The sequence below is a fragment of the Streptomyces sp. NPDC048644 genome, from assembly GCF_043199105.1.
Classification (GTDB): domain Bacteria; phylum Actinomycetota; class Actinomycetes; order Streptomycetales; family Streptomycetaceae; genus Streptomyces.
This window is the reverse complement of record NZ_JBICVO010000004.1, coordinates 563,908-575,974: the sequence shown is the minus strand read 5'-3', so window position 1 is coordinate 575,974 and position 12,067 is coordinate 563,908. Positions and strand designations below refer to the sequence as shown.

The 12,067-nt window shown below is 71.1% G+C and carries 10 protein-coding genes and 1 pseudogene; 7 read left to right on the top strand and 4 right to left on the bottom strand.

Annotated features, from left to right (window positions below; genetic code table 11):
* Positions 1 to 87 precede the first annotated feature (87 nt).
* Positions 88 to 318 carry a hypothetical protein gene (locus ACGFNI_RS12210; RefSeq protein WP_393682950.1) on the bottom strand — a complete coding sequence of 77 codons (231 nt, stop codon included), beginning with the start codon at positions 316 to 318 and terminating at the stop codon, positions 88 to 90.
* Between the two features lie 109 nt (positions 319 to 427).
* Here ACGFNI_RS12210 and ACGFNI_RS12205 point away from each other — a divergent pair.
* A pseudogene (locus tag ACGFNI_RS12205) lies at positions 428 to 1,280 on the top strand (helix-turn-helix transcriptional regulator).
* Positions 1,261 to 1,554 carry a DUF397 domain-containing protein gene (locus tag ACGFNI_RS12200; protein WP_393682948.1) on the top strand — a complete coding sequence of 98 codons (294 nt, stop codon included), beginning with the start codon at positions 1,261 to 1,263 and terminating at the stop codon, positions 1,552 to 1,554. The pseudogene ACGFNI_RS12205 and the gene ACGFNI_RS12200 overlap by 20 nt, the downstream one beginning before the upstream one ends.
* Here the strand turns inward: ACGFNI_RS12200 and ACGFNI_RS12195 are convergent.
* Both ACGFNI_RS12195 and ACGFNI_RS12190 read right to left on the bottom strand, forming a co-directional pair.
* Positions 1,529 to 3,151: an amidohydrolase family protein gene (locus tag ACGFNI_RS12195; protein WP_393682947.1), complete on the bottom strand. Its 1,623-nt coding sequence runs from the start codon at positions 3,149 to 3,151 to the stop codon at positions 1,529 to 1,531. The genes ACGFNI_RS12200 and ACGFNI_RS12195 overlap by 26 nt on opposite strands.
* 287 nt (positions 3,152 to 3,438) lie before the next feature.
* Entirely contained in the window at positions 3,439 to 4,749 is a 1,311-nt protein-coding gene (locus ACGFNI_RS12190; protein WP_393682945.1) for an amino acid deaminase, read from the bottom strand.
* A 343-nt stretch (positions 4,750 to 5,092) separates the two neighbouring features.
* On the opposite strand from ACGFNI_RS12190, the gene ACGFNI_RS12185 reads away from it, so the two are divergent.
* The 4 genes from ACGFNI_RS12185 (at position 5,093) to ACGFNI_RS12170 (ending at position 9,177) form a co-directional block, all read left to right on the top strand.
* Complete coding sequence (locus ACGFNI_RS12185; RefSeq protein WP_393683057.1) at positions 5,093 to 6,202, top strand: sugar kinase; 1,110 nt, start codon at positions 5,093 to 5,095, stop codon at positions 6,200 to 6,202.
* Positions 6,199 to 6,978 (top strand): IclR family transcriptional regulator, encoded by a 780-nt coding sequence (locus ACGFNI_RS12180; protein WP_393682944.1) that lies wholly within the window; start codon positions 6,199 to 6,201, stop codon positions 6,976 to 6,978. The genes ACGFNI_RS12185 and ACGFNI_RS12180 overlap by 4 nt, the downstream gene beginning before the upstream one ends.
* Before the next feature lie 5 nt (positions 6,979 to 6,983).
* The gene (locus ACGFNI_RS12175; RefSeq protein WP_227050070.1) at positions 6,984 to 7,394 is read left to right on the top strand and encodes a RidA family protein; all 411 of its coding nucleotides are present in this window, start codon (positions 6,984 to 6,986) and stop codon (positions 7,392 to 7,394) included.
* Positions 7,395 to 7,698: 304 nt separating this feature from the next.
* The gene (locus ACGFNI_RS12170) at positions 7,699 to 9,177 is read left to right on the top strand and encodes a GntP family permease (protein ID WP_393682941.1); all 1,479 of its coding nucleotides are present in this window, start codon (positions 7,699 to 7,701) and stop codon (positions 9,175 to 9,177) included.
* A 91-nt stretch (positions 9,178 to 9,268) separates the two neighbouring features.
* On the opposite strand, the gene ACGFNI_RS12165 is transcribed toward ACGFNI_RS12170, so the two are convergent.
* Positions 9,269 to 10,216, bottom strand: a complete 948-nt coding sequence (locus ACGFNI_RS12165; protein ID WP_393682939.1) for a TIGR03621 family F420-dependent LLM class oxidoreductase — start codon at positions 10,214 to 10,216, stop codon at positions 9,269 to 9,271.
* A gap of 340 nt (positions 10,217 to 10,556) precedes the next feature.
* Here ACGFNI_RS12165 and ACGFNI_RS12160 point away from each other — a divergent pair, with 340 nt between their 5' ends.
* Positions 10,557 to 12,038, top strand: coding sequence for a DUF4157 domain-containing protein (locus tag ACGFNI_RS12160; protein ID WP_393682938.1), 1,482 nt, complete (start codon positions 10,557 to 10,559; stop codon positions 12,036 to 12,038).
* Positions 12,039 to 12,067 lie beyond the last annotated feature (29 nt).

Genomic DNA, 12,067 nt, shown 5'->3' with positions numbered 1-12,067 from the left:
TCCTGACGCTCTCCGCCAGCTCCTCGCGCCGGGCCTCTTCGGGGGCGTCGCCGTGCTTCTTCGGGGGCCGGTCCCGATGGGGCTTCGTCACTTCCCGGCGGCCTTGTGGAGTACGGCGGCGAGCCTGCGGGCGGTGGCGGTGTTGCAGTTGCCGAGGGCGATGAGGGGGAGCGTGTAGCTGCCCGCGAAGGCCGGCAGGTCGATGCCGAGGGAGGGCAGGGAGATGCCGTTGGCGGCGAGTGCGGCGCGGAGTGCTTCGGCGCAGTCGTCCGCGTCGTCGTCGTGGTGGGGGCGGGGGGTGTGTGTCCGGTCGGGCATGGTTTCGTCTTCCTGTGCGTATCGTGACCAACTGCTCACAGAGTGACGCGAGGCGGCGTAGCGTGGAAGGGATTTCCCTTTCGGTGCGTACATCGTGGAGCGGTGAAAAATGCCTGCACGCAAGGAAGTTGACGGTTCAGTCAGTGTCCCCGCCTTTTACGGCTCGGCTTCGCTGGAAGCGGGAGGAAGCGGGGCTGACCCTTCAGGCGACGGTGGAGGGGAGCTTCTACGCGGTGAGCTATCTGAGCGAGATCGAACACGGCCAGCGGCGGATGCCGGCCGATCTCGCCGCCCACGTGGACCGGGTGCTGAAGACGGACGGCTTCTTCGGGCGGCGGTGCGAGGACGTGCGCAAGGCGCGGCGGGTCGGCCATGCCGATTACTTCGCGCGGATTCTGGAGGCGGAGAAGCAAGCGAAGACCATCGAGGAGTGGAGCCCGAGCGTCTTCCCCGGCTTGCTGCAGACCGTCGAGTACGCGCGGGTGGTGGTGCGGGCGACGCATCCGTTGGCCCCCACCGAGGAGGTGGAAGAGAAGGCCAATGCCCGAATGGCGCGAGCGCGACTCTTCGAGGACGACCACAAGACCCCGATGTACTGGGTGATCCTGCACGAGTCGCTGCTGCGTGAACCCATTCTCCCGGCGGCGGAGATGGCCGAACAGCTGGAGAGCATCGCGGCGTTGGCGCGGCGGCACCGGATCGCTCCACAGATCCTTCCGCGTAATCAAGGGCCGCACCCTTTCATGTTCGGTACGGCCAAGCTCATGGCTTTCCCGGACGCCCCGCCGCTGGTCTACACGGAGTCGCTGCACAGCGGGGACACCATCGACGATCCGGCGCTCGTGGAGGAGTACCGCAAGTCGTACGATCTGCTCAGGGCCGCCGCGCTGCCACCTCAGGCGTCCCTGGCGATGATCGAGGAAACGGCGGAGGACTACCGAAATGGCAAGCAGGCAGACTGACTTGAACGCCGCTGTCTGGCGTACGAGCAGCTACAGCAACGGCTCTGGCGGGGACTGCGTCGAGATCGGTGAGGACTTCCTCGGCGCCGCCCGCTGGCGCACCAGCACCTACACCAACGGCGACGGCGGCAACTGTGTAGAGGTCGCCGACGACCTCCCTGGCATCGTCCCCGTGCGGGACACCAAGGACCGGGACGGGGGGACGGTCATCGTCCCCGCCGCCGCCTGGGGCCGGTTCATCACCGCCGTCAAGGGCGGGGCGCTGAGCGCCTGACGGAGCGGCCCGCCAGGATGTCGGTCCGTTTGCCGTCCTGCATGACGAAGCGGCCGTCGATCAGGACGTGCGGGATGCCGGTGGGCAGGGCGCGCGGGACGTCGAAGGTGGAGCCTGCCGCGACCGTTTCCGGGTCGAAGAGGACCAGGTCGGCGCGGTAACCCTCGCGGACCAGACCGCGGTCGGGCAGCCGCAGGCGGGTGGCGGCGCGCGAGGTGAGGTGGGCGACGCACTCCTCCAGGGGCAGGACACCCAGCTCGCGGACGTACTTGCCGAGGTAGTGCGGGAAGGTGCCGTACGCGCGGGGGTGCGGCTTGGCGCCCTGGAGGATGCCGTCGCTGCCACCGGTGTGCACCGGGTGGCGCATGATGCGGCGGACGTTCTCCTCGTGGCCGACGTGCTGGAGGATCGTCGGGCCCAGACGGTCCTCGATCAGGAGGCGGCGGGCGGTGACCCAGGGCTCCTCGCCGCGTTCGGCGGCGCTGCGGGCGACGGTCTTGCCGACGTAGCAGCTCAGGGCCGGGTCGGAGACACCCGAGATCTCGATGGCGTCCCACTCGATGGGGACGCCGTGGCAGCCGTCGGCGCCGTCGACCTCCATGACCTGCCGGATGCGGGCGGCGCTCGCGTCGTCCTGGAGGCGGGCCAGGATCGCGTCCGGGCCGCCCTCGCTCGCCCAGCTCGGCAGCATGGCGACGAGCGTCGTGCAGCCGGGGGTGTAGGGGTAGGTGTCCAGGGAGATGTCGGCGCCGGATGCCAGGGCCGCGTCGAGCAGGGCCAGGAGTTCGGGGGCGCGGTCCTTGTTGACGCCGAAGTTCATGGTGGCGTGCGCGAGGTGGAGGGCGCAGCCGGCCTCGCGGGTGAGGGCGACCATCTCCTCGTACGCCTGGAGGGCGCCCGCCCCGTAGGAGCGGTGGTGCGGGCAGTAGTAGCCGTCGTATTGCGCCACGACCCGGCAGAGTTCGGTCAGTTCGGCGTCGGACGCGTACATGCCGGGGGTGTAGGTCAGGCCGGAAGAGAGGCCGACGGCGCCTTGTTCCAGGCCCTCGGCGACCAACTGCCGCATCCGCGCCAGCTCTTCGGCGGTGGCGGCGCGGTCGTCCCAGCCCATGGCGAGCATCCGGACGGTGCCCTGGGGGATGAGGTAGGCGGCGTTGACGGCGATGCCGTGGCCGTCGAAGCCGTGGTCGAGGCGGTCGAGGTAGCCGCCGACGGTGCGCCAGGTGAAGTCGATGTCCGAGCCGTCGCCATTCCAGCCGGTGATCTGGGCGCGGACCTCGGCGAGTGTGCGGTCGTCGACCGGGGCGTACGACAGGCCGTCCTGGCCGATGACTTCGAGGGTGACGCCCTGGGCGGCCTTCGCCTCGTGCGCGGGGTCGCGGAGCAGCGCGAGGTCGCTGTGGGCGTGCATGTCGATGAAGCCGGGGGAGAGGGCGAGGCCGTCGGCGGCCACCGTGTGCCGGGCGGACGGGCGGGGGCCGGCGTCGCCCTCGCGGTGGATCGTGGCGATCCGGCCGTCGGACAGGGCGATGTCGGCGCGGTAGGACGGGCCGCCGGATCCGTCGATGACGCGTGCGTCGCGGAACACGGTGTCCATGGGGGCCTTTCTGAGACCGGCGGTGCGGGCCGCGGGGGTCGGCGCGCACCGCCGGGGTCTGTGCGGGCGGCGCGGGGGCTGCCGGGGGCGGTGGCTCAGGAAATCTTTCCCGGGCGTCTCACGAAACGGGGGCGCGGAGCGTTTTCCTGATGAGAGAGCGAGACGGGGGAAGGTGCGAGATGCCGGTTCGGGAAACTGCTCGGGAAAGCGTTCGGGGACGTGCTCGGGAAACTGCTCGGGGGAGTGCTGGGGGAGCGGCTTGGGGTGGTGCTCCGGCAGCCGCGTTATCAGAAGAAGGTGCGGATGAAGTCCGTGACCGTGCCGTCGGCCTCGACGAGCGGGATCAGCTGCCACTTGTCGAACGACGTGCAGGGGTGGGAGAGGCCCAGCCCCACCCAGTCGCCGACCTCCAGGTCGTCCGCGCCCTCGGTGGTGACCCAGGCGTGCTGGTCGGACAGGCCGGTGACGGTGATGCCGGTGGCGGGGCGTTCGATGCCGTCCCGGCCGGAGCGTACGACCTGGGCCTGCGGGAGATCGAGGTCGTAGGCGGCGTCGCGCTTACCGGCGTTGAGGAATGCCTGGTGAGGGGTGGGGCGGGAGATGACCTGCGCCCAGAGGCGGAAGGCCGGCCGGAGTGCGCCTTCTTCCGGGACGCGGTTGAAGGGGGTGAGGTGGCGGTAGTGGCCGTCGTCGTGGGAGACGTACGCGCCCGAACGCAGCAGCTTGAGGACCGGGGCGGAGAGCGCGGGGATCCCGGCGAAGACCTCGGCGACCGTGTCGAACCAGGCGCTGCCGCCCGCGCTGACGACGATCCGGTCGAGGTCGGCGAAGCGCCCGGTCTTGTCGAACTCCACAGCCAGCGCGATGAGTCGGCGCAGCCAGGCCGTCACCCGCTCGGGGGTCGCGTCGGGCACCTCGCCCTCGTAGCCGGCCACGCCTACCAGGCGGAGGGTGTCCACACCCGCGATGACGTCGGCGAGTTCGAGGCATTCGGCCTCGGTGCGGACGCCGGTGCGGGCGGTCTCGCCCGCGCCCAGTTCGATGACGACGTCGACGGGGCGGCTCGCGCCCGCCTCGCGGAGTGCGGCGTCCATCAGCGCGATACCGCGCAGCGAGTCGACGTAGCAGATGAAGCGGAAGCCGGGGTCGGCGTCCAGCTCGGCGGCGAGCCAGCGCAGGGCGGCCGGGTCGACGAGTTCGTTGGCAAGGAAGATCTGCTGGATGCCGTAGGCGCGGTAGACGCGGGCCTGGTGGGGGACGGCGGCGGTGATGCCCCAGGCGCCGTGCTCCAGCTGGCGGGCGAAGAGCTGGGGGGCCATGGAGGTCTTGCCGTGCGGGGCGAAGGCCAGGCCGTGGCGGGCCGAGTAGGTCTCCATCAGAGCGAGGTTGTGCTCGACGGACTCGGCGGAGAGGGCCAGGACGGGGGTGGTGAAGCCGCCGTCGAAGAGGTTGCGGCGCTCGGCCGCCAGCTCGCCGACGGTGCGGCCGTCGGCGTCCGGCGGGAGGGACTTGAAACGGTGGTCGACGCGTTCGTCCGCGAGTCCCTGGGCGAGTCCCTTCGCGTGGTCCGCCGCGAGCCGGTCCCGATCGTCGACCATGGGCCCTCCTCAAAGATCTTGTTGCACTCTCTGCAACACCCATTGCGTATATCGCTTGTAGGTGTCTAGCATCCGAGCCATCACCGGGTCAATGGTGAGAATCGCCCCGGGAAACCGTCCGCGAAATCCCAGGAAACCCTCCGGACGCCTTCCGCGACACCTTTCACGGAACCCGCCGCGAAACCTCCGCGACCCCGCAGAGCAGCACAGTCACCCGGCGCAGCCGCGCAGTTAAGGAGTACCCCCGATCGTGACCAGGCCCTCGAACGTCAGCGGCACCGCCGGCCCGGACGGCGGCACCGTCCCGGATGCCGGCGTGGATGTCGTCTGCCTCGGTGAGTCCATGGTCACCTTCCTACCCACCCGGCCGGGCCGCCTCGCCGACGTACCCGCATTCGACCGCGTCATCGGCGGCGCCGAGTCCAACGTCGCCTGCGCGCTGGCCCGCACCGGACACACCGCCCGCTGGATCTCCCGGGTCGGCGCCGACGGATTCGGCGATCATCTCGTCGACACCATCGCGGGCCACGGCGTCGACGTCGGCCATGTCCAGCGCGACCCGCGGCGCCCCACCGGCATCTACTTCCGCACCGCGGGGGAGCGCGCCACCGGCGTTGACGGCGAGGAGCCAGATCGCGCCGAAGTGCTCTACTATCGCGCCGGATCCGCCGCCTCCGCGATGGCCCCCGCCCAGCTCGACCGCACCGCGCTGGACGGCGCCCGCATCCTCCACCTCACCGGCATCACCGCCGCCCTCTCCGACGGCTGCCTGGACGTCCTGCGCACCCTCACCCGCCGCACCCCGGGCCGTCCGCTGGTCTCCTTCGACGTCAACTACCGCGTCGGCCTCTGGCGGGCCGGCACCCACGGTCCTGAGATCCTGCTCGACCTCGCGCGGGGCTGTGACCTGGTCTTCGTCGGTGAGGACGAGGCCGAGGCAGCCTGGGATCTACACGGGCCCGAAGCGGTGCGCGAGGCGCTGCCCGAGCCCGCCACCCTCGTCGTCAAGCAGGGCTCCGAAGGCGCCACCGTCTACGACCGCAGGGCCGACGGCACCGACTCCGTGACCTTCGTCCCCGCCCTGAAGGTCGAGGTCGTCGCGCCCGTCGGAGCCGGGGACGCCTTCGCCGCCGGATTCCTCTCCGGCACCCTCCGCGACCTGCCGGTGCCCGCCCGCATCCGGCACGGACACCTGATGGCCGCCGCCTCCCTCACCGTCCCCGGCGATCTCGGCACACCACCGGCCCGCGCCCTCGCCGACCGCCTGGCCGCCCTCGACCCGGCCGACTGGGGCACACTGCGACTCGGCCCCGGCTGGACGACCGACGGGGGTGCGCACATCACGGGTGGAGGTCCCCGCACCATGAACGAACCAGGGCAACGAAGCGAGCGGAACGCCGGACGGCACGCCCCCGGATCCCGCCACGGCGAGCACGGCGAGGTGCGCGCATGAGCCAGACAGTCGACCGCGCCCTGAGCATCCTGCCGCTGCTCGCGGAGGGACCGGCCAACCTCGAACAGGTCTCGGTCCGGCTCGGCGTGCACAAATCCACCGCCCTGCGCCTGTTGCGCACACTCCACGAGCACGGCATCGTCTACCGCCAGCCCGACCAGCGCTACCGTCTCGGCGCCCGGCTGTTCGCGCTCGCCCAGGAAGCCGTCGAAAACCTCGACGTCCGGGAGATCGCCCACCCCCACCTCGTCGACCTCAACGAGAAATGCGGACACACCGTCCACCTCGCGGTCTACGAGGAGAACGAAGTCCTCTACATCGACAAGGTGGAGAGCCGCTACCCGGTCCGGATGTACTCCCGGATCGGCAAGCCGGTCGCGATCACCGTCGCCGCCGTCGCCAAACTGCTCCTCGCCGACCTCGCAGAACCCGAGCGCCGCGCCCTCGCGGAAAAGCTCGACTACCCCCTCTACACGTCCCGTTCGACCCCCAACGCCGCGGCCTTCCTGGCCGAACTGGCGAAGGTCCGCGAACAGGGATGGGCCACCGACCTCGGTGGTCACGAGGAGTCCATCAACTGCATCGGTGCCCCGATCCGCGGCGCGGACGGACGCCTGGTCGCCGCCATGTCGGTCTCCGCACCGAACGTCGTCGTCACCGCAGAGGAACTCCTCACCCTGCTCCCGCTGGTACGCCGCACCGCCGACGCCATCAGCCGGGAGTACTCCGGAACCGCAATCCCCCGGCCACAAGCCGGACCCGCACAGGAAGCCTGAACACCATGACCGAGAAGACCGCGCTCACCCCGGCCACCCACACCACCCCGCCCGCGAAGTTCTCCCACGGCGTCAAGAAGGGCAACATCCTTCAGGTCGCGGGCCAGGTCGGCTTCCTCCCCGCCGTCGAGGGCCAGGCCCCCACCCCGGCCGGCCCCACGCTGCGCGAGCAGACCCTCCAGACGTTCGCGAACGTCAAGGCCATCCTCGAAGAGGGCGGCGCGAGCTGGGACGACGTCATGATGATGCGCGTCTACCTCACCGACGTCGACCACTTCGCCGAGATGAACGAGATCTACAACGCCTACTTCGAGGCCGAGGGCCTCAAGGAGGCGCCCGCCGCCCGCACCACGGTCTACGTCGGGCTGCCCAAGGGCCTGCTCATCGAGATCGACGCGCTCGCCGTCCTCAGCTGAGCGGAGACCGTCGTTAGCTGAACGGAGTCGCCCGCCGCCGAACGGACACGCGGAACCGTCCCCTCCGCTGTCCTCGGCGCACCGCACCACCCTGAACCGCACCACCCTGAACCGCACCACCTGAACCGCACGACCCCGAACTGAGCAACTGCCTTGCCGTTAGCGCTGATTCACCCGCTCGCCCCGCCGCACGGCACGGCGCCCCGTACCGACGGGGCGCCGTGCCGCGGTCCCCCCTGCCTGGATGCATTCCAGGGGACACACCCGGACCACCGGGCCCCCTGCCTGACAACGGAGTCACACGATGTTCCTCGCCGCCACGACCGCCGCCCCGCCGTCGCCACCACCCCACACCGGTGGGCTGCTCGCCCTGATCCCGGGCACCGCAGGGCTCCTGACGGTCGCCGTCCTGGGCATCGCCCTGCTGCTCCTGCTGATCATCAAGCTCCGCCTCCAGCCCTTCGTGGCGCTGCTCACGGTCTCCATAGCGGTCGGCCTGGGCGCGGGCCTTTCGGTCACCGAACTCTTCGGCACCGTCCAGAAGTCCGACGTGAAGTCCATGATCGAAAGCGGCATGGGCGGCACCCTGGGCCACATCGCGATCATCATCGGGCTCGGCACGATGCTCGGCTCCATCCTGGAGGTCTCCGGCGGCGGCGAAGTGCTCAGCACCCGCCTGCTGAACCTCTTCGGCGAGAAGCGGGCCCCGCTGGCCATGGGCCTGACCGGCCTCATCTTCGGCATCCCGGTCTTCTTCGACATCGGCATCTTCGTCCTCGCGCCGATCGTCTACGCAGCCGCCAAGCGCGGCGGCAAGTCGATGCTCCTGTACTGCCTGCCGCTGCTCGGCTCGCTGTCGATGACCCACGCCTTCCTGCCGCCGCACCCCGGCCCGGTGGCCGCGGCGAGCCTGTTCCACGTGGACCTCGGCTGGATCATCCTGATGGGCGTCATCTGCGGCATACCCGCCGTCCTCGCCACCTGGGCGTGGGCCGCCTGGATCGGCAAGCGGATCTTCGTCGACATCCCGCAGGACATGGTGGAGGCCGCCGACGAGGCGAAGGCGGCGGTCCTCGCCGAGCAGCGGGCCTCCGGCGTCACCCCGCAGGAGAAGCCGGTGTCGCTCGGCGCCGTGCTCACCATCATCCTGATCCCGCTGATCCTCATCCTGCTGTCGACGTTCTCGTCCATCGCGATGGACCCGAGCACCGCCCGCTCGGTCATCGAGTTCTTCGGCAACCCGTTCGTCGCCCTGACCATCGCGCTGCTGGTGGCCTACTACCTGCTGGGCATCCGCCGGGGCTGGTCCCGCAAGTCGCTGGAGACCGTCTCGACCGCCTCGCTGAAGCCGATCGGCAACATCCTGCTGGTGGTCGGCGCGGGCGGTGTCTTCGGCGCGGTCCTCCAGGGCAGCGGCGTCGCCGACGCGCTCTCCGACACCTTCCACAACGTCGGCCTCCCGGTCATCGTCCTGGCCTACCTGCTCTCCCTCGTGCTGCGGGTGGCCCAGGGCTCGGCGACCGTCGCCATCGTCACCACGGCCGGCATCGTGCTGCCGCTGGTGGACGGGCAGGGCATGTCCCAGGCCCACCTGGCGCTGATCATCATGGCGATATCCGCCGGTTCGATCTTCGCCTCGCACGTCAACGACGGCGGGTTCTGGATGGTGTCGAAGTACTTCGGCATCACCGAGCGGGACACCCTGAAGTCCTGGACGGTGCTGGAATCGGTGCTGTCGGTCGCCGGATTCGTGGTGGCGGCGGTGGTGAGCCTGTTCGTCTAGGGCGGGGCCGCCAGGCCCACCGCATGCGGGCCGGCGCTCCTCCCGTCCCCGTGGGAAGGCGCACCGGCCCGCCCCGGGCAGGCCGCCCCGGTCAGCCGCCCAGGGCCCGCACCCGTTCCATCACCGGTACGAACGCCTCGGTGGACGGTGCCTGGACGGAGTAGTACGTGAAGCCGAACCGCTCGCGGTTGCGCAGCACTTGACCGGCCATCTCCTCGACGGTGCCGATCAGGAGGAAGGGGGTGTCGAGGAGGTCGTCGGCGGTGAGCGCCGGGCCGTACCGTCCGGCGAGGTCCGCGGCGGCGGCGCGACGGTCATCGGCGGGGACCACCGCCTGGACCAGCACATGCCACTCCACGGCATCGGCCCGGTCGCCCGCGCAGCCGCGCGCGAACCGCACCCGGTCCTTCGCCTCGGCCGCGGTGCCGATCCGCAGGATGCCCGGCTCCGCGCCCTTGACCTGGTGGATCCCCGCGATGCTGACGATGTCGGCGCGCTCGGCCGCGAGCCGCAGCACCCGGTCGCCGGTACCGCCGATGATCAGCGGCGGGCCGAAGCCGCCGAAGCCGTGCCGCTGGACGGGACGCAGCACCGGCACACCCGCCGCATGCAGGTCGGCCTGGCGGGCGAAGCCGTCGGCGGCGAACGCCCGGTCGAGGTGGTCGAGGGTCGCGACCAGCTGTTCCGTACGGGCGGCAAGCGGCTGCCAGGGGATGTCCGCAGCGTCGAACTCCCACTTCATGTGCCCGGCGCCCAGGCCCACTTCGAGGCGCCCGCCGGTGAGCTGGTCGGTGGTGGCGATCTCCCGGGCGAGCAACGCCGGGTTCCAGAAGGGCGCGTTGAGCACGAGGGTGCCGACGGTGAGGCGCTCGGTGGCCGCAGCCGCCGCGACCAGAGTGGGGAAGGGCGCGGCGATCCCGAGATGGTCGGCGGCGAACAGGGTGTCGTAGCCCTGTGCCTCGATGCGGCGGCAGGTCGCGGCGAACGCGGCGGGGGATCCCGTGGCGAAGACGTTGGTGGAGAAGCGGAAGGCGGTCATGGTGGCAGCCTGTCCGTAAGCCGCCGGGGGACGGGCAGGCTTCGCCGTGGGCGGACGGACAGCGAACGGGCCTTGGGCGGACGGACAGCGAACGCGCTGGGCGGACGGACGGCGAACGGGCCCTGGGCGGACGGTGAACGTCCGGTCGGCGGACGGACAGTGATCACGCCGCCGCCGCGGCGTATGACGCCCCGGCAGCCGCCCGGCGGCGGTGAGTTCGGGCCCCCAGGGGCAGCCCCGGCCCGCCCGCCCTGCCCCGAAGGCTGCCCTCGGGGCCCTCCCGGTGCCGTGTGCCGCCGGATACCGTCGACTGCTCCGACGAGCATCGTGGAGCACCCCCATGCACGCACATGACGAGAGCCGACTGCCCCGCGGCCGGAAACCGGAGCGCGTTCCCGCACGCACCCCCGCCGCGCTGCCGCCCCTCCTGGCCCTGCAACGGGCGGCGGGGAACGCCGCGGTGTCGCGGATGCTCGAAGAGGAACGCCACCAGCACGGCGCGGGCTGCGGCCACGAGCAGCCGGGCGGTCAGCAGTCGGTGCTCGACGCGGTGCGGTCCAGCGGCAGCCCGCTGGCCCCGCACATCCGCGAACGGGCGGAAGCGGGCCTGGGCATGGACCTCAGCGCCGTACGGGTGCACACCGGCCCCGCCGCACAGCGGTCGGCGCAGGACCTGGGGGCCCGCGCGTACACGACGGGCACGGACATCGTCATCGGCCCGGAAGGCGCCGACGACGAGACGATGTACCACGAACTGCGCCACGTCGACCAGCAGTCCAAGGGAACGGTGGACGGCACCGACAACGGGGCCGGTGTGAACGTCTCCAGCGAGGGCGACCCCTTCGAGAAAGACGCCACGGCATTCGGCCGGGAGATGGCACGGGGGAACGTCCCCACCCCGCAGGCGACGGCCCAGGAGGGGCCGGGCGGTGCGGCCCGGACGGCGCACAGCGACGGGATCACGGTCGCCCGGGTGCGTTCCAGCCGTCCCGGCAGGCAGATGTATCCCGCCGACGTGGGGCAGCAGTTCGAGATCCTCTACGAAGGCCGCGAGGTCATCGGCAGGTATGTGCGCAGGTCTTCGCGGGGCGGCGAGATTTTTGACACCGCCAGGTTCGGCCAGGTGAGGGTGCCGGAGCGGGACATCCTCGGCATCCGCGCCACGACGGGCGGCATGCACCCGCCGGGCCGGACCAGGCCGCCCGCCCAGAACCTCGGCGGCCGTGATCAGATCTACCTGTCCGAGGGCGATGCCTCCGCGGCACGTGCGCGGGTCCGCAGGGATCCCGGCATGGCGGACCGGATGGCGTACACGACCTTCGACGCGGGCCCCGACCCCCGCTACCAGAACCTTCCGGCCCACGCCGACGACCTGCGACGGCTGGGTGTGCCGCACTTCCCGAACATGGACGTCCGGGACCGGGACGCCATGAGCCAGCTCAGCGGGGCCGCGCCCAACGCCAACATCCACAACCAGATGCCCCGCGTGCCGCAGGGCACCGCCGGCTACTCCACCCAGCAGCTCATCCGTGACACCGCCAGGCTGCCCGAGCGGCTGGGCCGTGACGACATGACGGTCAGCGTCACGACGCCGCGTCCGGACTACTACAACGACCCGCGCACCCACGACAGGATTTACGGGCTGGAGAACCGCAACGCTCTGAGGGACACCAACATGGACGTTTCCTCCGCGCGGTCGGATTCCGAAGGCTCCCTGGAGGAGTACGGCTACACGCACCGCCAGACCACCCAGAACCAATCGACCGGCGCGGCCGAGCGGCGCAAGAAGTACCGGCTGGACAAGCGCGATCGGGACAGGTAGCGCGCAGTGGCGACAGGGCTCGGTCCACG